Origin of the sequence: Aequorivita sp. 609, assembly GCF_014212065.1 — a bacterium.
Classification (GTDB): Bacteria; Bacteroidota; Bacteroidia; order Flavobacteriales; family Flavobacteriaceae; genus Aequorivita; species Aequorivita sinensis.
In genome coordinates, this window is record NZ_JACJVM010000035.1 from 1 (window position 1) to 25761 (window position 25761).

At 34.0% G+C, this 25761-nt stretch carries 29 protein-coding genes and 1 tRNA gene; 22 read left to right on the forward strand and 8 right to left on the reverse strand.

All coding sequences use genetic code 11. The annotated features are described in order from the left end of the window. Positions 1-137, forward strand: a 137-nt coding sequence (locus H4O20_RS11745) for a transposase (RefSeq protein ID WP_185099360.1), incomplete at its 5' end; no start/stop codon positions are given. 183 nt (positions 138-320) lie between these two features. On the opposite strand, the gene H4O20_RS11750 is transcribed toward H4O20_RS11745, so the two are convergent. Next, positions 321-393: transfer RNA gene (locus H4O20_RS11750), tRNA-Phe, on the reverse strand. A 146-nt stretch (positions 394-539) separates the two neighbouring features. On the opposite strand from H4O20_RS11750, the gene H4O20_RS11755 reads away from it, so the two are divergent. The 18 genes from H4O20_RS11755 (at position 540) to H4O20_RS11840 (ending at position 16235) form a co-directional block, all read left to right on the forward strand. Then, positions 540-1283: a type III pantothenate kinase gene (locus H4O20_RS11755; protein WP_185099361.1), complete on the forward strand. Its 744-nt coding sequence runs from the start codon at positions 540-542 to the stop codon at positions 1281-1283. Beyond that, the gene (locus H4O20_RS11760) at positions 1268-2509 is read left to right on the forward strand and encodes an MtrB/PioB family outer membrane beta-barrel protein (RefSeq protein ID WP_185099362.1); all 1242 of its coding nucleotides are present in this window, start codon (positions 1268-1270) and stop codon (positions 2507-2509) included. Before H4O20_RS11755 ends, H4O20_RS11760 begins: the two co-directional genes overlap by 16 nt. An 18-nt stretch (positions 2510-2527) precedes the next feature. Next, complete coding sequence (locus H4O20_RS11765) at positions 2528-3892, forward strand: lipopolysaccharide assembly protein LapB (RefSeq protein ID WP_139856000.1); 1365 nt, start codon at positions 2528-2530, stop codon at positions 3890-3892. Between the two features lie 2 nt (positions 3893-3894). Continuing rightward, positions 3895-4470 carry an LPS export ABC transporter periplasmic protein LptC gene (gene lptC, locus H4O20_RS11770; RefSeq protein ID WP_139855999.1) on the forward strand — a complete coding sequence of 192 codons (576 nt, stop codon included), beginning with the start codon at positions 3895-3897 and terminating at the stop codon, positions 4468-4470. Next, entirely contained in the window at positions 4460-4654 is a 195-nt protein-coding gene (locus H4O20_RS11775) for a hypothetical protein (RefSeq protein ID WP_185099363.1), read from the forward strand. Before lptC ends, H4O20_RS11775 begins: the two co-directional genes overlap by 11 nt. Before the next feature lie 66 nt (positions 4655-4720). Further along, positions 4721-5974, forward strand: a complete 1254-nt coding sequence (locus H4O20_RS11780; RefSeq protein ID WP_185099364.1) for a hemolysin family protein — start codon at positions 4721-4723, stop codon at positions 5972-5974. An 87-nt stretch (positions 5975-6061) separates the two neighbouring features. Then, positions 6062-8176, forward strand: a complete 2115-nt coding sequence (locus H4O20_RS11785) for a peptidylprolyl isomerase (protein ID WP_185099365.1) — start codon at positions 6062-6064, stop codon at positions 8174-8176. A gap of 138 nt (positions 8177-8314) precedes the next feature. Next, on the forward strand, positions 8315-9220 hold the full coding sequence (locus H4O20_RS11790) for a tryptophan 2,3-dioxygenase family protein (protein WP_165149383.1): 906 nt from the start codon (positions 8315-8317) through the stop codon (positions 9218-9220). A gap of 77 nt (positions 9221-9297) precedes the next feature. Next, a complete protein-coding gene (locus tag H4O20_RS11795; RefSeq protein WP_179951781.1) occupies positions 9298-9654 on the forward strand; it encodes a DUF488 domain-containing protein in 357 nt (118 codons plus the stop codon). Positions 9655-9678: 24 nt separating this feature from the next. After that, a complete protein-coding gene (locus H4O20_RS11800) occupies positions 9679-10434 on the forward strand; it encodes a DUF481 domain-containing protein (protein WP_185099366.1) in 756 nt (251 codons plus the stop codon). Between the two features lie 106 nt (positions 10435-10540). After that, a complete protein-coding gene (locus tag H4O20_RS11805; RefSeq protein ID WP_139855993.1) occupies positions 10541-10879 on the forward strand; it encodes an arsenosugar biosynthesis-associated peroxidase-like protein in 339 nt (112 codons plus the stop codon). A gap of 48 nt (positions 10880-10927) precedes the next feature. After that, positions 10928-12007 (forward strand): arsenosugar biosynthesis radical SAM (seleno)protein ArsS, encoded by a 1080-nt coding sequence (gene arsS, locus H4O20_RS11810; RefSeq protein WP_185099367.1) that lies wholly within the window; start codon positions 10928-10930, stop codon positions 12005-12007. Continuing rightward, positions 12008-12547 carry a rhodanese-like domain-containing protein gene (locus H4O20_RS11815; protein ID WP_260402675.1) on the forward strand — a complete coding sequence of 180 codons (540 nt, stop codon included), beginning with the start codon at positions 12008-12010 and terminating at the stop codon, positions 12545-12547. 40 nt (positions 12548-12587) lie between these two features. Then, positions 12588-12767: a hypothetical protein gene (locus tag H4O20_RS11820; RefSeq protein ID WP_139855991.1), complete on the forward strand. Its 180-nt coding sequence runs from the start codon at positions 12588-12590 to the stop codon at positions 12765-12767. A gap of 31 nt (positions 12768-12798) precedes the next feature. Next, positions 12799-13491 carry a TIGR04282 family arsenosugar biosynthesis glycosyltransferase gene (locus H4O20_RS11825; RefSeq protein WP_185099368.1) on the forward strand — a complete coding sequence of 231 codons (693 nt, stop codon included), beginning with the start codon at positions 12799-12801 and terminating at the stop codon, positions 13489-13491. A 22-nt stretch (positions 13492-13513) separates the two neighbouring features. Further along, positions 13514-14332, forward strand: coding sequence for a purine-nucleoside phosphorylase (locus tag H4O20_RS11830; protein ID WP_185099369.1), 819 nt, complete (start codon positions 13514-13516; stop codon positions 14330-14332). 415 nt (positions 14333-14747) lie between these two features. Next, positions 14748-15299 carry a transposase gene (locus H4O20_RS11835; RefSeq protein WP_185099370.1) on the forward strand — a complete coding sequence of 184 codons (552 nt, stop codon included), beginning with the start codon at positions 14748-14750 and terminating at the stop codon, positions 15297-15299. A 54-nt stretch (positions 15300-15353) separates the two neighbouring features. Beyond that, entirely contained in the window at positions 15354-16235 is an 882-nt protein-coding gene (locus tag H4O20_RS11840; RefSeq protein ID WP_139855987.1) for a sterol desaturase family protein, read from the forward strand. A gap of 22 nt (positions 16236-16257) precedes the next feature. On the opposite strand, the gene gldC is transcribed toward H4O20_RS11840, so the two are convergent. Beyond that, complete coding sequence (gene gldC, locus H4O20_RS11845; RefSeq protein ID WP_139855986.1) at positions 16258-16599, reverse strand: gliding motility protein GldC; 342 nt, start codon at positions 16597-16599, stop codon at positions 16258-16260. Continuing rightward, entirely contained in the window at positions 16599-17588 is a 990-nt protein-coding gene (gldB, locus tag H4O20_RS11850; RefSeq protein WP_185099371.1) for a gliding motility lipoprotein GldB, read from the reverse strand. Before gldB ends, gldC begins: the two co-directional genes overlap by 1 nt. Positions 17589-17750: 162 nt before the next feature. On the opposite strand from gldB, the gene nadE reads away from it, so the two are divergent. Then, positions 17751-18539, forward strand: a complete 789-nt coding sequence (nadE, locus tag H4O20_RS11855; RefSeq protein WP_185099372.1) for an NAD(+) synthase — start codon at positions 17751-17753, stop codon at positions 18537-18539. 133 nt (positions 18540-18672) lie between these two features. Here the strand turns inward: nadE and dnaG are convergent, their stop codons facing one another. The 5 genes from dnaG to H4O20_RS11880 form a co-directional block, all read right to left on the reverse strand. Beyond that, positions 18673-20631 (reverse strand): DNA primase, encoded by a 1959-nt coding sequence (gene dnaG / locus H4O20_RS11860; RefSeq protein WP_139855983.1) that lies wholly within the window; start codon positions 20629-20631, stop codon positions 18673-18675. A gap of 180 nt (positions 20632-20811) precedes the next feature. Further along, positions 20812-21888 (reverse strand): hypothetical protein, encoded by a 1077-nt coding sequence (locus H4O20_RS11865; protein WP_185099373.1) that lies wholly within the window; start codon positions 21886-21888, stop codon positions 20812-20814. Positions 21889-22046: 158 nt separating this feature from the next. After that, complete coding sequence (locus H4O20_RS11870; RefSeq protein WP_185099374.1) at positions 22047-22832, reverse strand: hypothetical protein; 786 nt, start codon at positions 22830-22832, stop codon at positions 22047-22049. After that, on the reverse strand, positions 22819-23385 hold the full coding sequence (locus tag H4O20_RS11875; protein ID WP_185099375.1) for an RNA polymerase sigma factor: 567 nt from the start codon (positions 23383-23385) through the stop codon (positions 22819-22821). Before H4O20_RS11875 ends, H4O20_RS11870 begins: the two co-directional genes overlap by 14 nt. 254 nt (positions 23386-23639) lie before the next feature. Then, positions 23640-24617: a polyprenyl synthetase family protein gene (locus H4O20_RS11880; protein ID WP_139855979.1), complete on the reverse strand. Its 978-nt coding sequence runs from the start codon at positions 24615-24617 to the stop codon at positions 23640-23642. 322 nt (positions 24618-24939) lie between these two features. On the opposite strand from H4O20_RS11880, the gene H4O20_RS11885 reads away from it, so the two are divergent. Both H4O20_RS11885 and H4O20_RS11890 read left to right on the forward strand, forming a co-directional pair. After that, on the forward strand, positions 24940-25095 hold the full coding sequence (locus H4O20_RS11885; RefSeq protein ID WP_185099376.1) for a hypothetical protein: 156 nt from the start codon (positions 24940-24942) through the stop codon (positions 25093-25095). Then, complete coding sequence (locus H4O20_RS11890) at positions 25052-25744, forward strand: choice-of-anchor J domain-containing protein (protein WP_185099377.1); 693 nt, start codon at positions 25052-25054, stop codon at positions 25742-25744. Before H4O20_RS11885 ends, H4O20_RS11890 begins: the two co-directional genes overlap by 44 nt. Positions 25745-25761: the final 17 nt, after the last annotated feature.

Genomic DNA, 25761 nt, shown 5'->3' on the forward strand with positions numbered 1-25761 from the left:
TAAACTATTTTATAAACAGAAGTACAAATGCATCAGCAGAATCATTCAATGCAAAGATAAAAGCATTTAGGGCACAATTTAGAGGAGTGAAAAACGTAGAATTCTTTCTGTATAGATTAACCAGAATATTTGCATAAACACAACAATTGTTCTTGATCCATTCTTTCTGTATAGATTAACCAGAATATTTGCATAAACACAACAATTGTTCTTGATCCTGTTCTTGATCCCAATTGTTCTTGATCCATAAGTACGTTTATTAAAAATTAGAATTACTATATAAAACAAAAAACCCGAAACTTGCGTTTCGGGTTTTTAAGTGGTGCCTCCAAGAATCGAACTAGGGACACACGGATTTTCAGTCCGTTGCTCTACCAACTGAGCTAAGGCACCATTGTTTGAGACGGCAAATATAAAGCATATTTCGATTTCACAAAACTTTATTTGAAAAAAATATTGATTTTTTTTCTCTCTATTTAATATGTCCTTAACAATAAGTTAATTAGCATGTGTGTACTTTTACCCACTTAATAATGATTATGAATCTTGTAATTGATGTAGGAAACACTTCAATAAAGTTCGGAGTGTTTGATTTGAAGGTAATTAAGTGGAAAACGACTAGTAAGGAGGATAGTTTTCTTCAAACCTTGAATGAAGTTTCAAAAACATTTCCTTCTATTAGAAATTGCATTATATCGTCTGTCGCTAATCTTTCAAAGGAACATTTATCTAAATTAGAAGAGAGTTTTGATGTTTTAAGTTTAAATCATCAAACAAAAGTTCCTTTCAAAAATAGATATGCTTCACCTCAAACTTTGGGTATAGATCGTATAGCATTAATGAGCGCGGCATCTTTTCAGTATAAAAATAGAAACGTATTGGTGATCGACGCTGGCACTTGCATCACTTATGATTTTATTAATTCAAAAAATGAATATCTAGGTGGCGCCATTTCACCAGGAATTACAATGCGCTATAAATCGCTACATACGTTTACAGATAAACTTCCGTTATTAGAAAAGGCCCATCCAAATTCATATATAGGAAACAACACTGCTAACGCTATACATTCGGGTATAGTGAATGCTGTTTTGTTCGAAATTGAGGGTTATATAGCTGAGTATAAAAAGGAATACGAGAATTTAACAGTTATTTTAACAGGAGGAGACACACATTTTTTGCGAGATAGTATAAAAAATGACATCTTTGCCAACTCAAATTTTTTATTGGAGGGATTGAACCATATTTTAGAATATAACAAACATTCATGTTTAGAAAAATAGTAATTGGTTTATTTTTGCTAATAGCCGGCTCTACAATGCTAGCTCAAGAAGGAACCACCTCGCCATATTCTTTTTATGGAATAGGATCGTTGAAATTTCGCGGAACTGCCGAAAACAGATCAATGGGGGGAATCGGTGTCTTCACAGATAGCATTCATATAAACTTACAGAATCCTGCGGGATATGCGGGACTACGCTTAGTGAACTTTTCAGTAGGCGCGAGCCATAAAGCTCAAAAGCAAAAAAGCGACACTGGTAGCCAAAACACTTCATCTACGTCATTAGATTATTTAGCTATGGGAATTCCTATGGGTAAATTCGGAATGGGATTTGGACTTCTACCTTACACTGCAGTTGGATATGACTTTTATTCGGAAGTACCAGACGGACTTACAGAATACTCAGGAAGCGGTGGTTTAAATAAAGTATTCCTTTCTTTAGCATATCAAGTTACACCTGAATTTAGTTTAGGAGTAGATGCTAACTACAATTTCGGAAAGATAGAAAACACTGCAACTACTCAGAAATCTGATTTACAGTACGGAACTCAAATTTACAATAGCTCAGATTTATTAGGTTTCAGCTTTAATTTTGGTGCCCTGTACAAGAAAATGATTACAGACAAGCTTGAATTAACAGGTTCTGTAACGTATTCTCCTGGTACAAGTTTTAATTCAGAAAACTTTAGAAGAATAGGAACTGTAAACATCTCCCCTGTTGGGATAATTCCTATTGATGAAAGAGAAGTTGCTGTAGACGATACCGACTTTACTTTCCCCTCACAATTAACTTTAGGAGCAGGATTAAGCAAACCTAAATATTGGGGAATTGGGGTTGAATACACCAACCAACAAACCAGCAATTTCTCAAATCGCACTTTTACTATAGATCAAGTAACTTACAAAAATGCATCTAAATTCAAATTAGGTGGATATTATATTCCTAACTACAATTCATTTGGAAACTACTTTGACAGAGTGGTTTACAGAGCTGGAGCACGTTTTGAACAGACAGGTTTAGCTGTAAATGGTCAGGACATAAACGAGTTTGGCATATCTTTTGGGTTAGGACTACCTGTAGGTCGATTATTCTCTAACATGAACTTAGGGTTTGAAATTGGCAAACGCGGAACCACCGACTTTGGCTTGATACAAGAAAACTTTTTTAATACATATTTGAGTTTCTCACTAAATGACCGTTGGTTCGAAAAAAGATTATACGATTAATACAATAACAGCAATTCCATGAAAACTAAATTCATTTTACTATTTACCATTGTCTTATTAGCAACTTCAGCAAAAACATTTGCTCAAGCTCCTGATGATTGTGCAATTACCTTATCATACTTTACCGAGCCGGCTAGAATTAAAAATTACGAAGCCGCACTTCCTTATTACGAACAATTAATTAAAGAATGTCCAAACTACCATATCGCTACTTACCAATATGGTGTAAAAATGTTTGAATATTTTATTGATGAAAAAGGTGATAAAAGTAAAGTAAAAGACCTTATTCAAGCTTGGGAATTGAGGCTTGAAAACTTCCCTGCTAAAACTAAGGAAGGAGATGTTCTTTCTACTATCGCACAGTTAAAGTACGACAACAACATTGGAACTAAAAAGGAACAATTTAACGCTTTTGACACTGCTTTTAACAAGCACCCAGAAGATTTTACTAGTGGAAAGAGCTTGTACACTTACTTCTCTTTAGCTGTAGATTTACACAATTCAGGAGAAAAAGAACTTCAAGAAATATTTGATCTTTACGACCAAGTAACTGCTAAAATTGATTCTCAAAAAAACTCACTAGCTGAAAAACTTACTGTTTTATTAAACAAAGCTGAAAGCGGAACAGCGCTTACTAGCAAAGAAGAACGTGCTAAAGCTGTTTACGAAAACAACTTAAGTGTTTATACAACTGTAGAAGAAAGTGTAAATGGTAAATTAGGTCAGCTAGCTGATTGCCCTAACTTAATTCCACTTTACGAAAAAGATTACGAAGAGAAGAAAAACGATATCGATTGGATTAAGTCTGCAAGTAACAGATTGGATGCAAAAGATTGTGATAGCCCACTTTCAAACAAGTTAGCTGTTCGTCTTCACGAATTAGAGCCAAGTTCAACATCTGCTTACCTATTAGGAAAGCAAGCTGAAGCTGAAGGAAAGTCATCTAAAGCATTAGAGTACTTCAACCAAGCTGCTGATCTTGAAAAAGACAACTCTAAGAAAGCGCGTATCTACTACAGTATCGCTGAAAACTACCGTAAGAAAGGAAGTTTTGGTACTGCAAGAAACTACTACAACAAAATGTTAGAAGCTAAGCCATCTGCTGGTATTGCTTATTACAAAATTGGAGCTATGTACGCAGACAGCGCAAACGGATGTGGAACTACTGTATTCGAAAAGAGAGCTATGTACTGGTTAGCTGCCGATATGATGGATAAAGCTGCACGTGTTGATGGAACTATCGCTGGCAACGCTAGAGCTGCTGCAAGTAGCTACAGAGGACGTGCTCCACAAAAAAGTGATATCTTTAGCGAAGGAATGGCTGGAAAAACAGTTACCTTTAACTGCTGGGTTGGCGGTAGCGTTAGGGTTCCTAACTTATAAGAATGATCACAAGTATAAATATTGTTAAAAGCGTGATGGCCATAATTATGGTCATCACGCTTTTTGCATGTGAAAGCAATTATAAAAACGTAAAAAAACTCACACTTTCTGATGGCGCCCCTATCGCAGAAGGTGAAGGAATAAATTTTAAATACACAGATTCCGGCAAACTTATTACCAACCTTTTGGCAGAAAAACTACTAGATTTTTCAAACCAAAAATTTCCTTACAAAGAATTTCCAAATGGAATTGAAGTTAGATTTTGGGATAAGGAAGGTAAAAAAAGTACGGTGAATTCTGATTACGCTATTCAATACGACGGAACTGGATTAGTAGATTTGCGTGAAAATGTGGTAATTGTTACAGCAGATAGTGTTATACTTAAAGCTCAACAGCTTTATTGGGATCAAAAAAATCAATGGGTATTTACAGATCAACCCTACCAAATAAAATTCAAGGACGGTTCCTATAATAACGGAGGAAGATTTGATGGAAATCAAGACTTCACAATTTTTTCTTCACGAAAAAACGAAGGCGTCCAATTAATCGATAAAAATAAAACTGAAGATGTTAAGTAAAGCTTACTTGTTTTTTGAATACGCATACCTTGCCGTTGCATTGTTTTTTATATACGAAACCGTAAACAATTGGAGTGACGACAGAAGCCGTGCCTATTTATATTTGTTTTTCGCTGTAGTTGCAATTGGAATGTTTTTCTTTAAAAGAAACTTCAGAAAAAAGATGAATAACCGAGACAAATAATTCATTTTAAAATTACAAACTTGTAATTTTGAATATTGAATTCTAAATTCTGACCTTGAATAACCTATGGATTATAGCATTATAATAATTTTTACAATGTTAATTCTCTCCGCATTTTTTTCGGGGATGGAAATAGCCTACGTTTCTTCCAATAAAATCCATATCGAAATTGAAAAAAAGCAAAACAACTTTTTAGCTGGAGTTTTAAAAAAAATAACAAAACGCCCTTCAAAGTTTATTGCTACAATGCTAGTAGGAAACAATATTGCTCTAGTTATATATGGTTTCTATATGGGTGATTTACTCATGAATTATATTCCGCTCGCTGGATTTAGCGGTTTATTAATTCAAACCATTATATCAACATTAGTTATTTTAATGACTGCAGAGTTTCTTCCGAAGGTATTTTTTCAAATCTACGCCAACAACTTGGTGAAAATATTCGCGGTGCCCGCCTATTTTTTCTACGTTGTTTTTTCATTAATCTCAGAATTTATAATCTGGATTTCAGACCTAGTTTTAAAATTCGTTTTTAAAACCGAAGGAGATACTGTTCAGTTAAGCTTTAGTAAATTAGAGTTAGGAAATTATATTTCTGAACAAATGGATATTGCCGAAACCAAAGAAGAAATGGATTCGGAAATTCAAATTTTTCAAAACGCACTAGACTTTTCTGAAGTTAAATCTAGAGAAGCTATGATTCCAAGAACTGAAATTGTAGCCGTAGATATTGATACATCCCCAAAAGAATTAGCTAAAATTTTTACTGAAACTGGGTTTTCTAAGATTTTAATTTTCAAAGAAAACATAGACGACATTTTGGGCTATGTACACTCCTTCGAACTTTTCAAAAAGCCATCGACCATTAAAAAGGTTTTGATGCCTGTGATTTTTGTTCCTGAAACTATGCTCATTAAAGACGTCCTTGCCGTTCTTAGTAAAAAAAGAAAAAGTATAGCAGTTGTAATTGACGAATATGGTGGAACAAGCGGAATTATTACTGTAGAAGATATTATTGAAGAACTTTTTGGCGACATTGAAGATGAACACGATAGCATCGCTTTAATCGAAGAAAAACTCGGAGAAGACCACTACAAATTCTCTGCACGATTAGAAGTAGATTACATAAATGAAAATTATGACTTAAATCTAAACGAAAGTGAAAACTACGAAACATTAGGCGGATTGATAGTTAATTTCACCGAAGAGATTCCCGATAAAGGGGAAACCGTAGAGATAGATAATCACCTTTTCACTATACTAGAAGTATCTAGCACCAAGATAGAACTAGTGGAAGTTAGAAACATAGGCGAAGATTAGAAATTAAATAATCACCACTTTTTTCAATTTAGTTTTTATTAATGAGTTGAAAATGCTATTTTCGCCACCTATAAATTTGAACATCAAATGGCAATCTTAAACAGCATTAGAAAAAGAGGGATATTTCTTATCCTTATTATCGCATTGGCACTTTTCGCCTTTATTTTAAGCGATATTATATCAAAAGGAAGTACAGGACCTAAAGGTCAAGATACCATTGCAACGGTAAATGGTAACGAAATTCCAAGACAAAGCTTCATGGAGCAAGTAGAGGCAACCCAACGTAATATGGGACCTAATGCAAACGCTACACAAGCTATGAATATGGTTTGGGATCGTGAGTTACGCCGTGTAATAATGGAAGAACAAATTGAGAAAGTAGGTATTACTGCAGAAAAAGCTCAAATTGATAATGCATTAAAAACTGCTTTAGCAAATAACCCTACATTCTTAAATGAGGCAGGACAAGTTGATGACGCTAAAATTCAAGAATACATTGCCAGCATTAAAGCTTCATCACCTCAAATGTATGCACAATGGCTAACATTCGAAGAGAACATAGCTAACAGTGTAGTTCAAACTACCTACAACAATATGATCATGGGCGGATTACGCGCTACTATTGCTGAAGGTGAACAAGAATACCATTATAAAAACGACAATTTAAATCTTCAGTATGTTTTAGTGCCTTACACTAAAATTGCAGATGAAGAAGTTAAAGTGTCTGAAGATGAAATTAAAAAATATGTGTCAGCTCACGCTAACGACTATAAGGTAGATGCTCAAGCAGATATCCAATATGTATTTTACGAAGAAACTCCTTCGGAATCTGATTCTGAAGAAGCTAAGGCTGGAATCACTTCTTTATTAAACGACAAAGTTGAGTTCAACCAAGACACAAAATCTAACGATACTATTCCTGGTTTTAGAAACACTAACGATTACGAAGAATTTGTAAATGCAAATTCAGACATTCCTTTCTTTGACCAATGGTTATTCAAAAAAGATCTTCCTGCATCAGAGGCAGAAAACTTAATAAACCTTAATAAAGGTGATGTTTACGGACCATTCAAAGTAGATAACTCTCTTTACCTAACAAAAGTTTTAGACACTAAGCAAATGCCAGACTCTACTGAGTCTAAGCACATCTTAATTAGATATGTTGGTACAATGCGTGCTCCAGAAACAATCACTAAAACTAAAGAAGAAGCTAGAAAATTAGCTGACAGTCTTTTAAGTGTTGTTAAAAGAGACAAATCTAAATTTGCAGAACTTGCTGAAGAATTTTCTGATGATGGGTCTGCAGATAACGGAGGGGATTTAGGAAACTCTACTCCAGGTAGAATGGTTCCTCCATTTGACGAGTTTATTTTCAACAACCCAACAGGAACTGTAGGTTTAGTAGAAACAGATTTCGGTTTCCACATTGTTGAAGTTGGAAAGCAATCAGCTGCTAAAAAAGCTCTTAAACTTGCAACGGTTGTAAAAGCTGTAGAGCCTTCAGAAAAAACAATAAACAACGTATTTTCTGACGCTTCCAAATTTGAGCTTGCTTCAAAAGACGGTGACTTTAACGAATTAGCTAAAGCTAGTAATCTTGAAGTAAAACCAGTAAATAAATTAGGTAAAATGGATTCTAATATCCCTGGTATCGGAGATAACAGATCAATTATCAACTGGGCTTTTGAAAAAGACACTAAGGTTGGTGACACAAAACGTTTCAGTGTACCAAACGGATATGTAATCGCTCAGGTTACACGTAAGAACGAAAAAGGATTAATGAGTGTTGCAGATGCTTCTAGTAGAGTTATTCCAATTTTACGCAACGAGAAAAAAGCAAAAATGATTCGTGAGTCAATTACTGGTACTACTTTAGACGAAATTGCTAAAAGTCAAGGAGTAATTGTTCAAACTGCAACAGGTGTAAATATGGCTGCTCCAACAATTGGTGCAAGCAGAGAACCTAAAGCTGTAGGAATTGCTTTTGGTACTAAACCTGGTGAAACTACTGCATTGATAGATGGAAACAAAGGTGTTTACAAAATAAAAGTAACTGCCTTCAACCCTGCTCCAAAAATGGAATCATATGCAAATTATGCAAACCAAATGAGCAATCAAGCTGTACCTGGTGCTCAGAACGCAGTTTATAACGCACTTAAAAAGAAAGCAGAAATTGAAGATAACCGCGCTAACTTTTACTAGTCGCTAACTTCACATAAACTTTAAAAGCCCTGTTGCAATTTTTTGTAACAGGGCTTTTCTTTAAAAAGCATTTTTTAACAAACCATACTATAAAAATTCTTTATTTTTAAAAAAAAGAAAAAGACACATCTAATCATCATGGATAATAAAGAACTTATTGAAGCCCTTGTAGAAAAATACACCAATCTTGGTGAAAATCCTGAAACATACCTAAAAGGATTGCTACAAGCCAAACCAATTAATTATTGGGATTATATACAAGTAGACACATTGCTATCGCTGCAAAAAACTAGAACTGATTATAAAGACGAAGAGATTTTTGTAATGTATCATCAAGTAACAGAGCTTACTTTAAAAATGATGATACACGAAATCAAGCAACTTTCAGAAGGTGAAAATCTTTCAGAAGAAGTTTGGATTACAAAACTAGATAGACTAAAAAGATACACAAGGATGCTTATTACCTCTTTCGATATTATGAAAGAAGGAATGAGCTATGAAGACTATAACATCTTCAGATCTACACTTACACCTGCTAGCGGATTCCAAAGTGCTTCCTTTCGCTACCTAGAACTATACAGCACTAAACTTGAAAATTTGGTGAATAGCAAGGGGCAAGAAAGATTACCTGAAAACCCGACTTTAGACGATTATTTTGAAAATCTATATTGGAAAGACGCTGGATATAATAGGAAAACAGGCAAAAAGACATTAACCCTTATCCAATTTATAGAAAAATACGAAGACGATTTTAAATCTTTAGCCAAGAAACTTAAAGGTAAAACTCTTGAAGAAAGAGTAATGCAAATGGACAACCCTTCTGATGAGCTAAAGGAAAAACTAAAACAGTTTGACCATTTTTACAATGTAGCTTGGCCATTAGTTCATTTGGATACTGCACAACATTATTTAGATAGTAAAGGTGAAAATAAAGCCGCTACTGGTGGTTCGGAATGGAAAAAATACCTGCATCCAAAATACCAGCAGCGTAAATTTTTCCCTAACCTTTGGTCTAAAGAAGAACTTGCTTCTTGGGGTGAATAACTTGAGTTGTTAACCAACAATGAGTTGGTAAAGGACAATAGTGAGGTTTGATAATGGGTTACAAAAACTTATAGCTTGTGGAAATTCAAATTAAAAGAATTTATGAAGAAGCATCTAAGGATGATGGCTATAGGGTTTTAGTAGACCGTATATGGCCTAGAGGCGTAAGTAAAGAAGAAGCAAAACTTGACAAATGGATGAAGGAAATTGCTCCATCCTCAGATCTTCGAAAATGGTTCAATCATAAAGTAGAACGCTTTAATGACTTTTCAAAAAAATACAACGAAGAACTTGAAAAGCATACAGATTTGGTAACTGAGCTTCTTCAAAAAAGTGAGAAAAATAAACTTACTCTTTTGTTTGGCGCTAAGGACACAAAACACAATCAAGCAATTGTCTTAAAGAAGCACCTTGAAAATAAAGTGGACAAATAATCGTAACCAATTACTTTCTTGACTATGAAGTATATTTTATTTCCCTTATTCCTTCTATTATCTTTCAATATAAGCGCCCAAGTTATAAATGCCGAATCCTTTAGAAGAGTTACAGACACATCTGGATTTTCAGGTTCAACTAGTTTAGACTTTGCTTTAAAACGTGATGTTAATGACAAGCTGAGTATAAAGAATAACATTCACGTACAATACAAAATGAATCGACATTTAGTCCTTCTTAAAAATGAAATAGAATTTCAAAGAATTGAAGGTGATAAATTTGAAAACAGAGGTATTCAACATCTTCGCTATAACTACAAGCTTCTCCCAAACATAACCTGGGAAGTTTTTGGTCAAGGTCAATACAATAAAGTTTCTAAAATCGACTTTCGCGGCCTTGTAGGAACGGGACCGCGTTTCAAACTAACACAGCTAGAAGACTATAAATTCTATTTAGGAACTTTACTGATGTATGAACACGAAAAACGAGATGACATTCTAAATCCAATTAAAGAAGGGATAAGAGGTTCTGTTTACTTTTCCTTTAGTCTTTATCCTCAAGACTACCTAACCGTAATTAGCACTACCTATTACCAACCTATGCTAAAAAGTATAACAGACGATTATAGAGTTTCCTCTCAAACATCATTATTGGTTCATCTCTTCAAAAATTTTAGTTTTAAAACCACCTACACTTTTAATTACGATGAGATACCTGCCGAAGGAATCCCAAATTCCCAATACGAACTAACAACAGGGGTAGTTTATTCTTTCGATTAAAAGATTTGAAACTTTAGTTAACATCTATCGTTTTCAAAAACTACTTATCTATATTTACATTAAATGAAGATTCTACCATCTTCAAATACATAAATTTTATAATAAAATGGCTTCAGATAATTATTACGACCCTAAGGATTTAAGAAAATTTGGTAAAATCACTGAATGGAGCGAAGAGCTTGGTGAGAAATTTTTTGAATACTACGGAAAAGTTTTTGAAGAAGGCGCGCTTACCGCTCGTGAAAAGGCTTTAATAGCGCTAGCAGTTGCACATACAGAACAGTGCCCTTACTGCATCGATGCCTATACTAAAGACAGCCTTCAACGAGGTGTTACTAAAGAAGAAATGATGGAAGCCGTACACGTTGGCGCAGCAATAAAAAGCGGTGCAACACTTGTCCACGGCGTAATGATGATGAATAAAGTAAATAAGTTAGACGGATAAATTTCAACGACTACTGATTCTTTTATAGGAATTCAATTAAAACATTCTATGCTGAAAGAGAAAAAGAAAAAAAAACAACAATCACTTCACAAACGCAATAGTGATCTTGCTGTAGCGAATAAACAACTCGAAAAACTCTCCAATGGTATTTTTGCTAATGGAGAACTTCCTACTTTTTCTGAAAAAATAAACGAAACAAATCAATTTCCGCTACGAGCAAAAGGTTTAGAAATTCTACAAATCAATGTTGGTTATATGTGTAATCAGGTTTGCGAACATTGTCATGTAGATGCAGGGCCAGACAGAAAGGAAATAATGACGCGGGAAACTATGGAGCAGTGTTTGGATGTAATAAAAAACACGGGAGCACATACCTTAGACCTTACCGGTGGAGCGCCAGAAATGAACCCTAATTTTCGCTGGTTTGTAGAAGAAGCTAGCAAAGTTGGTATTAAAGATTTTATAGTAAGAAGTAATCTTACTATTATCCGAGCCAATAAAAAATATCACGATTTACCTGGATTTTTTAAAAAACACAATGTTCACATTATAAGCAGCATGCCACATTGGACGCGTGGCAAAACCGACAAGCAACGTGGAGAAGGCGTATTCGACCAATCTATAAAAGCGCTACAAGAACTCAATGCTGTAGGCTATGGAATGCCAAATAGCGAATTACGGTTAGATTTAGTTTATAATCCTAGTGGAGCGTTTCTTCCTAGCAATCAAGCTAGCATGGAAAAAGATTTTAAAAAAGCACTACTTGAAGATTTTAATATCCAGTTTCATAACCTATTTGCGATTACAAACTTGCCCATTTCAAGGTTCCTCGATTACTTAATAGCTTCGGATAACTATGAAGATTATATGTATTCATTAGTAGATGCATACAATCCCGCTGCTGTTAAAAACGTAATGTGTAGGAATACCATTTCTATCAGTTGGGACGGATTTTTGTATGACTGTGATTTCAACCAAATGTTAGAATTAAAGGTAGCTAGCAAAATCCAACACATCTCTGAATACAATGAGGAAATACTTAACAACAGAAACATTGTAATTTCTCAGCATTGTTATGGATGTACAGCTGGTGCAGGAAGTAGTTGCCAAGGTACAGTTACTGAATAAATGATGAAACAGTTAAGCACAGGTGTTAGTCTATTTATGAAAAGTTTCATTTTCGTATTTTTCCTCTTCGGATTTAGTGTTGCAAGCGGTCAAACTCAAAAAAGTTTAGATATTCTATTGCAACAAAACAACTCAGAAAGTATCCCCTATATTTCTGTTGAGGAACTACAGAATTTATTAATAGAAAACTCAGTAGTTATTTTAGATACACGAGAAGCAAATGAATTTAATGTAAGTCACATAACTTCAGCAAAAAACATCGGTTTTGAAAAGTTTTCTTCGGAAGATAAGCTTCTTCAAAATTTAGATAGAGATACACAGATAGTTGTTTATTGTTCGGTTGGAATACGTTCTGAAAGAATTGGTGAAAAATTAAAAGATGTAGGCTTTTCAAATGTAAAAAACCTTTATGGTGGAATCTTTGAATGGAAAAATAAAGGCTATTCGGTTCTTGATTCTAAAGGGAATGAAACTGAAAATATCGACACATTTTCTAGACGTTGGAGTCATTATTTAAAAACTGGCAATCCTGTTTACTAAATCTTAAACATCACAGGATTTATATTATAATTGAATAAAAATGAAATCAAATAAAAACGTTTTATTATTAATTGGAGCTTTTATTCTATTAGGCATCAATTTAGGAATGGTGAATTGGAACAGTTTTGCTTCGGAACAAAATCTTGCGGCTGGCTTTGGAATTATCATAAGTTTGCTTATTATTTCCCTTCAGTTTAAAAAAATAAAAAAGCAGAATTAAGCTGATAAAAAACTATTTTGACTACTGACAAATGGCAATAATTAACCCAAATACTTCAGACGATGCCAATAGTATGGCTGCCGATTTCCACTTCCCTACTTCTAAAAGTGCATTGATTATTTTCACCCGAAATCCAGAATTAGGAAAGGTAAAAACACGCTTAGCTAAAACAATTGGGGATGAAAATGCTTTGGAAATCTATAAGTTTCTTTTAAAGCACACTGCTGAAATTACTGAAAATTTAAATGTAGATAAATTCGTTTTTTATTCAGAAAATATTCATCGAAACGATTTATGGAATCCAGATATCTTTAGAAAAAAACTGCAATCTGGAAATGAATTAGGAGAGCGGATGAAAAATGCTTTTTCAGATGTATTTTCAATGGGTTATGAAAGCGTAATTATTATTGGAAGCGATATGTTTGACATGGGTACTCAAGATTTAGAAACAGCTTTTGTATCACTGCAAACATCACCCTATGTTATTGGCCCTGCCTCTGATGGTGGCTATTACCTGTTAGGAATGAAACAACTCAACACCAAAGTTTTTGAAAATAAAATTTGGGGTACTGATAGTGTTTTAAAATCAACGTTAAACGATTTAAGACAATTTAAGTACACCTTATTAGATAAAAAAAATGATATTGATTACTACGAGGATATAAAAGATGTAGAAGCTTTTCAGCAATTTTTACCACCTCATTTAGATAGTAATTTTATTTAAACAGTCAATAAAAAGTAACGATATGAGCGTATCAAAATTTATAAAAGAAGCGGCAGAATACCTTCAAAATCGCGGATTTGAAAAACCAGAAATAGGAATAATACTAGGTACTGGTCTCGGGAAAATAGTCGAGAAAATAGATATAATTACCGAAGTTAGCTACAATCACATTCCTAACTTCCCCACTGCGACTGTAGAGTTTCACAAAGGAAAATTAATTTACGGCACACTAGAAGACAAAAAAATCGTAGTAATGCAGGGTAGATTTCATGTTTATGAAGGCTATACACTTCGCGACGTAACTTTCCCTGTAAGAGTTATGCATCTTTTAGGAATTAAGCGCCTTTTGGTAAGCAATGCAGCGGGAGCAATTAATCTCAACTTCAACAAAGGAGAAATAATGCTTATAGACGATCATATTAATTTACAAGGTGATTCTCCCCTAGCCTTTAGAGGTGTAGAAAAAATGGGCGAACGTTTTGTAGATATGAGCGCCCCTTATGATGCAGAAATGAATAAAATTATTGAACAAGTTGCTACAGACAACAACATAACGCTTCACAAGGGCGTTTACGCCAGCGTTGTAGGCCCGCAACTTGAAACCCGAGCAGAATATCGCTATTTAAAAATTATTGGCGCAGATGCCGTTGGAATGAGTACTGTGCCAGAAATAATTGTTGCAAACCATTTACAACTTCCAGTTTCGGCAATTTCAGTCTTAACAGACGAATGTGATCCAGACAATCTAAAACCAGTCAACATTCCAGATATTATTGCTGCTGCCAACAAAGCAGAACCAGATATGATAACATTATTTACTGAGTTAATTAAGCAGTTGTAAGTTGAAGTGCGATACCTATTCGAGACCTGTTAGGTTCAAACACGCAAAACATGTTGAATTCACATCCAATTCAGGAACCAATATAATTACTTAGTTTAGTGAGTTCAACAAAATATTGTATATCACAATCCAGACCTGTCAGGTTTCAAAAACCTGACAGGTCTAAACATCCAAAATATTTTGAATTTGCAGCCAAAACAAAATCTTACATAATAACTAAATTTAGCAAACTCAATAAAAAAAAATTTAATTCAAACACCAAACCTTACAGGTTTCAAAAACCTGTCAGGTTTAAACACGCAAAACTTATTGGGTTTGCATCTAATACAGAACCCGATATAATTAATTAATTTAGTAAGTTCAACAGTAAATTGTATTTCACAATCTAGACCTGTCATGTTTCAACACGTAAAATATGGATTTTTTAGAAGAAACATATTTCTATCACATCTTCAATCGCGGGAATAATAAACAAGATATTTTTAAAGAAGATGAAAACTGTTATTATTTTTTAAAATTAGTTAGAAAATACATTCTTCCTATTGCAGATATCTATTGCTATTGCCTTCTCAAAAACCATTTTCACTTACTAATTCAAATTAAAGAAAACGCAGAAAAACCATCTCAAGCTTTTTCAAATATGTTCAATGCATATTCAAAAGCATTCAATAAAAAATATGAAAGAGTTGGGAGTTTATTTCAACGACCATTTAAAAGAATAAGAATTTCTGAAGAAAAATATTTAAAGCAATTAATATTATACATCCATTTAAATCCTGAAAACCACAGAATTATTGATAATTTTGAAAATTATAAATTCAGCTCATATAATTCAATAATCTCCCCAAAACCAACAGCTTTAAAAAGAACAGAGGTTATTGATTTTTTCAACGATATTGAAAATTTCAAACTTATACACAGACAAAGAAAACCAATAAACGAAAATTTAGATTTTATAATAGAATAAGCCAATTTCAAACCTTTTTCGCTTTAGAAAACTGTCAGCTTTCGTAGATAAACAATGGAAAAATACATAGAAATATTCAAGAATTCTTACTACGGATACTTTAATTATTTGTGGAAGGAAATCACTCATTTTCATTGGGAAAACTACTTCTACGGACTTATCCTTGTCTCCTTAATAGTTTGGGCATTGGAGTTACTTTTCCCTTGGAGAAAAGATCAGAAAATCTTCAGAAAAGATTTTTGGATGGACACATTCTATATGTTCTTCAACTTTTTCTTATTAAATCTGATTGTTCTTATTTTTCTTTCAAATGCAACCGCTGAGCTTTTTAATGATTTACTGAGTTTAATAGGGTTAAAGATTTCAGATTTTCAGCTTCTAGATTTAAATGCACTCCCATTCGGACTCGGCCTGCTTGTATTCTTTTTAATTACAGATTTTGTACAGTGGAATACGCATCGTTTACTTCATTACTCTCCATTCCTTTGGAACTTTCATAAAGTACACCATTCAATAAAAGAAATGGGATTTGCAGGACATCTGCGATATCATTGGATGGAACCCATAGTGTATAAGTCTCTACTATATATTCCTCTAGCAGTTATTGGTGGTTTTGATGTACAATCTGTAGCAATTGTACATTTTTCTGCTCTTACTATTGGGCATTTAAACCACGCAAACCTAGGCTGGGATTACGGTGTGTTAAAATATATTTTCAACAATCCAAAAATGCACATTTGGCATCACGCAAAAGAACTGCCAGAAAATCACCAATACGGAGTAAATTTTGGAATCAGTTTAAGTTTATGGGACTACCTATTTAAAACCAGTCACGTACCCCACGATGGTAGAGATATTGAATTAGGTTTTGAAGGAGACGAAGAATTCCCAAAAGATTTTATAAAGCAAACCATATACCCTGCAAAAACAAAGTAAGGTTTGCCTTATAAACTAAATCTTATTTTGTTTTTTTAAGCTCTAATTTTTCTGCAAAATAATCGCAGAAGTCACGCATTGTATCGCTCATTTTGTCATCGTTTGTAGCACGTTGAAAAGTATCAGCCATGGCGGTTAACGTTTGATGGAAGAAAATTTTCATCTCATCCATTGGCATCTCTTTTGTCCAAAGATCGATACGCAAAGACTCTTTGTTTTTATGATCCCAAACCGACAGCATTACAGCTTTCGATTCTTCATTTGTAACTCCGCCGTCTTCGGCTGTCCAATGTATAGTTTCAGGGATTTTATTTTCGTCTAAACCAACGTTTAGTCTTATTTCAGAATTGTGTTTTACAGCCATTATTTCTTTGGTTTGTATTTTGAATTATTAAATATTTCGTCAGCATCGGTAATCATTAATTGCTGAACAGTTGTATCATTATTATCCATATATGCGCGCACTATTTGCCAGCCGATATATCGTCCTAACATTCCTGGAGAGTCATTATCTATTTCTAAATAAAACTTAGAAAAAGGAGCCGGATTAATAAATCGTGCACCTAGTCTTTGATCGGTACTATAGAGCAATTCATTTTCTACAAAATAACGCCACATATAGAGTTCATTTTCCTCAGACCATTGTATTTCTTCTTCAGAATACCCCATTTTATCAGCATCTGAAGTTTTTGGAAGCCATACATCTTTTAAATACTGCATTTTTCCATAGTAAATAATTTGTCCTAAGAATGTGGAATTAGAAGGTGGCTTAATATACTCTCTTGAAAAAACTTCAGCTACATCTTGAATGAGCTGTGAAGGCTTCATTTCCTTTTTGATATATTTATCAATCCCTCCATAAAACTCGTGCTCGCTACCTAAATAATTGTCTAGTGCAAGAACCAACATACTATCGGCAAGAATAACTTTATTTCTGTAGTCTACATCAGAAGTTACTGTAACCACCAAAGGCGTCGAAAACTGTGGGAAATAATATTTTATATGCTGAAATAACGGAATGATATCGTCTTCTATAAGTTGAGCTTCTGGAAAAACCTTAAAAACCTCATCTTCCAATTGATTTTGAAGGGTATCGGTTAATTTTTGTACCCAAATGCTATCGTGATATTGCACTGGGAAAAACTCCGGAAAACGCTGCTTTAAAACTGGTAAATCGGCAGGCGAGGCATCGGCAAACTCCTTGTCGAAACGTACAATTTGTACATCCATCGGGATTTGTTGAATTTCCTTTTCTAACTTACTATCGCTATTACACGAAAACAAAAGAACTCCAAAAAGAAGTAGAAAAATATATCGCATAGAATTAAAAATGTTTCTATTGGTTAACGCCATTGATTTTAATTAATTTTACCTTTATCAACTTTTTGACGTGCAAAGGTACCTTATTGTTGAATGAGTTTAAAAGTTTAGGGTTTAAAAGTTTTATGTAGTTACACCTCTGCTAAGGAAATAAATAGGCCTTAAATCAATATAAATTTTATAAATATCAAAAAAATGCAAACCGAGAAAGTAATCGAATATATCGTAAGTTGGCTAAAAGACTATGCCGTAAATTCAAAAACTGATGGTTTTGTGTTAGGTATAAGCGGCGGAATTGATTCTGCTGTTGTTTCAACATTATGTGCAAAAACAGGTTTGCCGACACTTTGTGTAGAATTACCTATTCATCAGGCTCCAAATCAAGTGAGTCGTGGGAGAGAGCACATCCAGTTTCTAAAAGATAATTATTCAAATGTTAGTAATACCGAGGTAAATCTAACTTCAGTATTTGAGGAATTCAAAAAAGAAGTTCCCCAAACTGAAGACGATAGTTTCCTCGATCTTTCCCTAGCAAACACTAGAGCGAGGTTAAGAATGACCACGCTTTACTACTTTGCAGGCTTACATCGTTATTTAGTTGCTGGCACGGGAAATAAAATTGAAGATTTTGGTGTAGGATTTTACACTAAATACGGTGATGGTGGTGTAGATTTAAGCCCCATTGCAGATTTGATGAAAAGCGAAGTTTACAAGCTTGGCGAAGTTTTAAATATTCCAGATTCTATAATGAAAGCCGCTCCTACCGATGGTCTGTTTGGCGATAGCAGATCCGATGAAGACCAACTAGGTGCAAGTTATGATGAATTGGAATGGGCAATGAAAATGACAGAGGCAGGAAAATCTAGTGCCGATTTTAACGGAAGAGAAAAAACTGTATACGATATTTATACGCGATTAAATCGTGCCAACAAACATAAAATGGTTCCGATTCCAGTTTGTGAAATTCCAAAAGAGTTTCTCTAAAGTTTTTTTAATATAGCATTCGATATTCTTAGAAATAATCAGAAGACACTATATATTCAACTACATTATATCAATTTATTGATTCTCAAAACTTAAGGTGTATTCGGAAATGAAATCGATAAATTAAATGTGCTTACACTACCCTATTCAATTTATTTGAAAGCACTTTTTTAAGGGTAAGATAATCCACGATTTCCTGTAAACTTGACTCTTTTTCAGGGTTATCATTATCCTTCATCATTTCTGATAAGTCATTTATCTTTTGAGAAACTAAATGACGTCGTAAATTTAAGATGGTCTCACTTACAATTTGGGCAATGGTTTTATCTTTTCCTTTTACATAAATCTCCATTCGCTCCCAATTGTGAAGCTCATAGCGTTCCTCTTCCATCAATACATGCGTTACAGCGGTTGCAAGTTCTGGTTCTAAATCGTTAATAAAGGTTTCTGCTTTGGCTTCAGGGTTTTGATTAAACCGATTTACTACTTCATAATATATCTTTTTAAACTCAGGATTTGTGAATTCAATTTCGTCATCCTGTAAGTCAAGATAAATTTTTTCATACACTCGAGCTTTATGGATTTCAGGTTTTAAAGAAATTTCTCCTTTTTCATCAGCTTCAAGTATTAAATCTTCAAAATCTTCTTCAACATTGCCATACAGTAGAAGAAGTTGGATGATTTTTTGCTCCAATTCAAATTGAACATCTATTTTCTTGGCTTTTTTCTCAGAGGAAACTACTTGAAATGCTTCCTGTTTTACATCAGCTTTTTTTGAAGAATCTTTTTTATCTTTTCGAAGTAATTGGGCTAAGGTATTAAACAGCACCTCTTCCGAAATATCCATGATACGCGAACACTCCTTAATATAAATTTCGCGTTTTATTACATCTGGAATTTTAGCAATACTGTTAACCATATCGTGTATGGTTTCAGATTTTTTAATCGGGTCGTTTTTAGCTTCTTTTGCTAATAATGAAGCTTTAAAAGTGATAAAGTCCTTAGAGTTTTCTTCCAGGTACAGGCTTAAGTCTTCCAGAGAATTTTTCCGTGAAAAGCTATCTGGATCTTCCCCTTCTGGAAAAGTACAGATTTTCACATTCATTCCCTGCTCCAAAATCAAATCTATCCCTCGTAAAGACGCGCGAAGTCCAGCGGCATCACCATCAAATAGAACCGTAATATTTTGAGTAAGCCTATTTATTAATCTAATTTGCTCTGGCGTTAAAGCAGTTCCAGAGGAAGAAACTACGTTGTGAATACCTGTTTGATGAAACTGAATTACATCGGTATATCCTTCTACTAAGTAGCAATTATCTTCTTTTGATATGCTTTGTTTTGCATTGAAAATCCCATAAAGAACTTTGCTCTTATGGTAAATGTCACTTTCAGGAGAGTTGAGATATTTTGCTGCTTTTTTATCTGAAGTTAAAATACGCCCTCCAAAACCAAGAGTACGCCCGCTCATGCTCAAAATCGGGAACATCACTCTTCCCTTAAAGCGATCGAATTGTTTTTCACCTTTTACAATAGACAAACCTGTTTTCTCAAGGAATTCAAGTTTATATCCTTTTTTAATTGCATGACTGGTAAATGCTTCCCAAGAATCTGGTGAGTAACCCAATTCAAATTTCTTAATCGTTTCATCGGTAAACCCTCTTTCTTTAAAGTATGAAAGTCCGATGGCTTTCCCTTCTTCGGTTTTTAATAAGGTATTATGAAAATAATTTTTAGCAAATTCACTAACTAAATAAAGACTTTCACGTTCGTTTGCTTGTTCTTTCTCTTCGCTAGATTGCTCGGTTTCTTCTATTTCAATTCCGTATTTCTTAGCTAGAAATTTTATTGCCTCAGGATAGGTAAAGTGTTCGTGTTCCATTAAAAACGACACCACATTTCCACCTTTTCCACTACTAAAATCTTTCCATATTTGCTTAACAGGACTAACCATAAAACTTGGTGAACGCTCATCTGTAAACGGACTAAGCCCTTTGTAGTTGCTACCAGATTTTTTCAATTGTACAAAATCGCCAATTACCTCCTCTACTCGAGCAGCTTCAAAAACATTATCTATAGTAGTTCTACTTATCAATTTATGGTGAATTAATAGTTTGTTGTTACCAATTTTGGATTTGTAAAAATAGGGATATTAAGAATGAAAAACCTAAGCCTTTACTATTTCAGTTAAAATAAAAAGAACCTACCAGGAGCCTCGCAAAAACGGGAGATACCTTGCAGGTTAATAAACAAACGAATAAAAAGGAGATTTTGGCTACTCCAAATCAAGCCTTAGGCCCAATGAAACATTATGTTGATCCACAGCGTTATTTTTAAAGATGGTATTAAGGTCGTATTTAGCATAAATTGAAGTGGCTCCCCAACCTATATAAGCACTTAATCCATAAATAAAATTATTAGTGTTGTAATTAGCTTTCAATTTTTGTTTCTTATTTTCACCATCTTCTTCAAATTTAAGTTTTTGACGAGCGCCTAAATTAATTCCTCCGTAACCTCCAATCCCAAATTTGAACTGATCACGGGTTACATATCGAAAATAATCGTCGTGTTCAATCTTTTTGGAAGGTCCAAATTCAAAATGAATTGGAATTACTAGGTTGTCCATTCTAAATTTTGACTTTTTTAAATCTAGCGGATAGGTTTGAAGTTCCGTTTGTTCCCCAGTATCTACAAAATGTCTGTTATCGGTTGGTTTAAGTCCGTTAAATTGAAATGCAAGACCATACCTAACTCGCAACCAATTAGAATTGTCGAAAACACGAGTTTTCCAAGTCCACCCTAATTCGGCAAATCGACTACCAGCAACTTTAAAATCTGAATCCTTCAAGGATTCTCCTGAAGTAACAACATTGTTTAGTCCAACCGCTATATAACCATCTGAAGTTGTGCGTCTGTCATAAACCACTTTCTTTTCTTTACTTTTAACCGAAACCCCAAAAACCCGAGTGTCATTATCATCTTCATTACCAAAACTGATAGCCACGTAGGATTTATCTTCATTTTCTCCTAATTCCCCGTTACGCTTGTACAATTCCATTTTATTGTCAACAATAGACAGTCGATTTTCTATATTTAATGCGTGTTTTTTAGCGGCGGCACTTTTTAAAATTTCGGCCTCAGCTTGATCGATGCTTCCTGTTTCAAGACGTTTATTAATATTTTCGACCTCAATTTTTAGAGCATTCTTTTCCTGTTGAACTATCTCTTTTTTAACACGAGAGAATTTTTCGACGACACTTAGTGAGTCCACCTGTTTTTCCTGAGCGTGTGAATAATTACTGGCAAGAAAAAACATAGTTAGGGCTGTTGAAATTGTGATTAATGATTTCATAATTGTTCGATTTTTGATTATTGATGAATGATTTTTTTTAGTCGGCAGTCATTGGTTGGAAGACGATGGTTGGGGTAGTTTTACCTATTTATAATGAAATTTGATTAAAATTTTAGAAATATCAAGAACCTCTCGACTGCGCTGGAGGCATCACTTACTCAATCGTTTCTTTCAATAAATGCAGTTCTAATTTTTATAAAACCTTCGCCTAAAGCATCGAATACTTTATCGCGGAAACTCTTTTCTAGTTCCCATTCCACTTCCTGTAGCAAGGCGGTAGCATCTACTTTAGGTGTGTTGAGAATTTTTTGGGCTTGAATTTCACGGCGCGCTTTATTTAGCAGATCTTCAACTTCAGTTATACTTACCTCGTTATGGTTATGCTGTAATTCTTTTATAGATGCAATTACCTCATCTACCTTGGCGTTAATAAGCTCTTCTTCCAACGACTTCTCCTTTTCGGTATTTGCAAGAACTTTAGTTTTATCAATTTTTTTATCAATTTCAGATTTTTTAGTGCCCGTTGACAGAGGTGATTCTGGGCTTGACGTCTTTAAATTTGAATTTGAATTTGAATTTGATTGCAATTTTTCTTTACCCTTATTTTCTTCAGGTTTGTTTACAACAGAATTATTTTGTGTAGAAACATATTTTTGAGCATCTTCACTATGCGGAATGATTTTTAAATCGTTATCAATTGTTTTTTCATCTACACTTTCTGTTACAATTTCATCTTTAACTTCAATTGTATTAGTATAGAAAACTGAACTTAAAATGAGGATACCAATAACACTTGCCGCAACGTAATACCACAATACAGTTTTCTTTTGGGGTTGTTCTGCATCCAGCTTTACTTGTAGCTTATCCCAAGCCTTTTCAGAAGGCTTTAACTCCCTCGACTCTAACTTTTCACGAATATTATCTTCTAATTTATAAGGCGCCATAACTTAAGTTGTTTTGTTGTTTCACTAAATCTTGAAGCATTTTTCGAGCTTTAAAGAGCTGTGACTTTGATGTATTCTCACTTATTTGCAATAACTCTGCAATTTCCCCGTGTTTGTATCCTTCAACTGCATAAAGCACAAAAACAGTTTTATAGCCATCAGGAAGATTATCTATAATTTTCTGAATTTCATTAGTTTCCAACTCCGTTTTGATATAAGTTGAATGCTGGGTTGTATTTTCAATTTCCTGTTCAGAAACAAAGTGTAATTTTTTGTCTTTCCGCAGTTGAGAAATACTTTCGTTTACCATAATTCTACGAATCCAACCTTCAAAACTTCCTTCATTATTATAGTTACATAAATGGGTAAAGACTTTAAAAAAACCTGAAAGCATTACCTCCTCAGCCAACTCGATATTTTTTAAATACTGTCTACAAACGCCTAACATTTTAGGGGCAAACATATCATACAGCTCTTTTTGAGCTCGGCGATCGCCATTACTGGCTTTGGCTATTAACTTTGAATAATTTTTATGTAATGAGATAATTTTCAAAATACGCTTCGCTTATTAGGGCTTCTATTTATATAGACGCAAGTTTTTGAGAAATGGTTGTCTGAGGAATGAAAAAAAATTCTAACTTCAGCAATAGCGTACTGTAAGAAGCGCAAAAAAAGAGCTAAATAAAAAGATTTGGTCGAGCCTGAAGCTTGATTATTAAAAAATCATCTTTAATTTGACTAAAGATTTTATTTAAAAATAAATATGAAAGTTTAATCGTTAGGCTACTTTTTTCTGAATACGGAATACTATTTCTTTCTATCAATAACGTAATTAACCATCAACTCTAGGGATTCTTTATATGGAGAGTTTGGATAAGAATCTAAAAGCTGCAACGCCTCTTGCTGATAGTCTTTCATTCTAGTAACCGCATATTCAAGTCCGCCGTTGTTTTTCACGAAAGCGATCACTTCATTTACGCGCTTTTTGTCTTTATTGTGATTCTTTACTGAATTGATAAGCCATTTCTTATCCTTAGGTGAAGCATTATTTAGAGCGTATATTAAAGGTAGTGTCATTTTCTGTTCCTTAATATCTATCCCTGTAGGTTTGCCGATATGTTCATTTCCGTAATCGAATAAATCATCTTTTATCTGAAACGCGGTTCCTATAAGTTCCCCAAATTTTCGCATTTTCTCTACCTCATCATCCTGAGCCATAACCGAGCGAGCACCCATTGCACAACAGGCGGCAATTAAAGTTGCTGTTTTCTGTCGGATAATTTCAAAGTAAACTTCTTCAGTGATATCGAGTTTACGTGCTTTTTCAATTTGAAGTAATTCGCCTTCACTCATTTCACGAACAGCGACAGAGATAATTTTAAGTAAATCGAAATCATTGTTATCAATAGAAAGTAGCAAACCTTTGGAAAGGAGGTAATCCCCAACTAGTACGGCAATTTTATTTTTCCAAAGCGCATTTATGGAGAAAAATCCACGGCGGCGATTACTGTCGTCTACTACATCGTCGTGCACTAAGGTTGCTGTATGTATAAGTTCGATAACAGAAGCTCCACGATAAGTGCGTTCATTAACATTACCTTGCCCGGTCATTTTCGCGATAAGGAATACAAACATCGGTCGCATTTGTTTCCCTTTGCGATTTACTACATAATGTGTAATTCGATTTAGCAGAGAAACTTTTGAAGACATAGATTGTGAGAACTTTTTTTCAAAAAGCTCCATTTCCTTTTCAATCGGTAGTTTAATGCGCGAGACTATCTTCATAAAGCCCCAAAGATAGTTAAAAATGAATGATGATTTTCAAGTGAAATCAGCCAAGAATGATTTAAATAAATAAACATATATCCAATATTTAACACTGCTTTTTTAAATCTCATTCTCCTAACATTTCACACAAATCTTAATTAAATTGATAAAAAAATGAGTTTTACATCAAAAAACATATGTGAAGAAAATCAATTTCACATCAATAATAATAAAAAAATAAGGATGTGAGCCGTGGTGTTAAAACCTCCAAAAGCCCTGTAAAATCTGTTATCAATCTATGCATTTGGAGAAATTAATTTTATAACTAATATTATTTACAATGAAAAAAATTACTTTTTTAGCTGCATTATTTGCAGGTTTTGCAATGAATGCTCAAACTGTTTTCTTTGAAGACAACTTTGACGATGAAGATGTTTCCGATTGGGAAGTTTATGATGAAGATAGTGACGGAAACAATTGGGGGATATCTTTGTAATTACAGATTCAGATGGAAACCCTGTTACTCCTGTATCTTTATTTCAAGATCTTGGCAGTCTAACCCATTAACTCCAGACAACTGGGTCGTTTCTCCAGCAATCGACTTATCCACGGCCTCTGGAAGTGTTGAATTGAGCTGGAAGGTTTCAGCTGCTGCTGCAACATGGGATAATGAAAAATACAGTGTTTACGTTGGAACAAGTAGTAATATCAATGACCTAGGAGCTTCTAACGTTACTTTTACTGAAGTTTATGTTGATCCAAATGATGCTGGAACTCAATACACTCGTACTTTAGATGTTTCAGAATTTACTGGTGAAACTATCTACGTTGCTTTTAGACATCACGATGTTACTGATATGGATTACATCTCTATAGACGATGTAATGGTATCTGGAGTTTTAGCTGTAGGAACTAACGAATTTAAAGGATTCCAATATTCAGTTGCTAACAACACATTAAATCTTTCATCTAGCATTAAAATGAATAGCATTGCTCTTTACAATATGTTAGGACAGCAAGTTGTTTCTCAAAAATTAAACAACACTAATGAATCTGTAAACATTTCTGAATTACAATCAGGTGTTTACATTGCTACCATATCTATCGATGGAGCTAGCAAGTCATTTAAAATTGTAAAGAACTAATTTACATTTTAGCATAA

Excerpts from the sequence above, each read along its gene's own strand:
- H4O20_RS11820 (WP_139855991.1), top strand. The coding sequence starts at position 12,588 with ATGAAATCAAATAAAAACGTTTTATTATTAATTGGAGCTTTTATTCTA.
- H4O20_RS11785 (WP_185099365.1), top strand. The coding sequence starts at position 6,062 with ATGGCAATCTTAAACAGCATTAGAAAAAGAGGGATATTTCTTATCCTT.
- H4O20_RS11870 (WP_185099374.1), bottom strand. The coding sequence starts at position 22,832 with ATGGCGCCTTATAAATTAGAAGATAATATTCGTGAAAAGTTAGAGTCG.
- H4O20_RS11765 (WP_139856000.1), top strand. The coding sequence starts at position 2,528 with ATGAAAACTAAATTCATTTTACTATTTACCATTGTCTTATTAGCAACT.
- arsS (WP_185099367.1), top strand. The coding sequence starts at position 10,928 with ATGCTGAAAGAGAAAAAGAAAAAAAAACAACAATCACTTCACAAACGC.
- lptC (WP_139855999.1), top strand. The coding sequence starts at position 3,895 with ATGATCACAAGTATAAATATTGTTAAAAGCGTGATGGCCATAATTATG.
- H4O20_RS11890 (WP_185099377.1), top strand. The coding sequence starts at position 25,052 with ATGATGAAGATAGTGACGGAAACAATTGGGGGATATCTTTGTAATTAC.
- gldB (WP_185099371.1), bottom strand. The coding sequence starts at position 17,588 with ATGGCGTTAACCAATAGAAACATTTTTAATTCTATGCGATATATTTTT.
- H4O20_RS11755 (WP_185099361.1), top strand. The coding sequence starts at position 540 with ATGAATCTTGTAATTGATGTAGGAAACACTTCAATAAAGTTCGGAGTG.
- gldC (WP_139855986.1), bottom strand. The coding sequence starts at position 16,599 with ATGGCTGTAAAACACAATTCTGAAATAAGACTAAACGTTGGTTTAGAC.
- H4O20_RS11805 (WP_139855993.1), top strand. The coding sequence starts at position 10,541 with ATGGCTTCAGATAATTATTACGACCCTAAGGATTTAAGAAAATTTGGT.
- nadE (WP_185099372.1), top strand. The coding sequence starts at position 17,751 with ATGCAAACCGAGAAAGTAATCGAATATATCGTAAGTTGGCTAAAAGAC.
- H4O20_RS11775 (WP_185099363.1), top strand. The coding sequence starts at position 4,460 with ATGTTAAGTAAAGCTTACTTGTTTTTTGAATACGCATACCTTGCCGTT.
- H4O20_RS11880 (WP_139855979.1), bottom strand. The coding sequence starts at position 24,617 with ATGAAGATAGTCTCGCGCATTAAACTACCGATTGAAAAGGAAATGGAG.
- H4O20_RS11790 (WP_165149383.1), top strand. The coding sequence starts at position 8,315 with ATGGATAATAAAGAACTTATTGAAGCCCTTGTAGAAAAATACACCAAT.
- H4O20_RS11760 (WP_185099362.1), top strand. The coding sequence starts at position 1,268 with ATGTTTAGAAAAATAGTAATTGGTTTATTTTTGCTAATAGCCGGCTCT.
- H4O20_RS11780 (WP_185099364.1), top strand. The coding sequence starts at position 4,721 with ATGGATTATAGCATTATAATAATTTTTACAATGTTAATTCTCTCCGCA.
- H4O20_RS11830 (WP_185099369.1), top strand. The coding sequence starts at position 13,514 with ATGAGCGTATCAAAATTTATAAAAGAAGCGGCAGAATACCTTCAAAAT.
- H4O20_RS11800 (WP_185099366.1), top strand. The coding sequence starts at position 9,679 with ATGAAGTATATTTTATTTCCCTTATTCCTTCTATTATCTTTCAATATA.
- H4O20_RS11825 (WP_185099368.1), top strand. The coding sequence starts at position 12,799 with ATGGCAATAATTAACCCAAATACTTCAGACGATGCCAATAGTATGGCT.
- H4O20_RS11865 (WP_185099373.1), bottom strand. The coding sequence starts at position 21,888 with ATGAAATCATTAATCACAATTTCAACAGCCCTAACTATGTTTTTTCTT.
- H4O20_RS11885 (WP_185099376.1), top strand. The coding sequence starts at position 24,940 with ATGAAAAAAATTACTTTTTTAGCTGCATTATTTGCAGGTTTTGCAATG.
- H4O20_RS11835 (WP_185099370.1), top strand. The coding sequence starts at position 14,748 with ATGGATTTTTTAGAAGAAACATATTTCTATCACATCTTCAATCGCGGG.
- H4O20_RS11840 (WP_139855987.1), top strand. The coding sequence starts at position 15,354 with ATGGAAAAATACATAGAAATATTCAAGAATTCTTACTACGGATACTTT.
- H4O20_RS11815 (WP_260402675.1), top strand. The coding sequence starts at position 12,008 with ATGATGAAACAGTTAAGCACAGGTGTTAGTCTATTTATGAAAAGTTTC.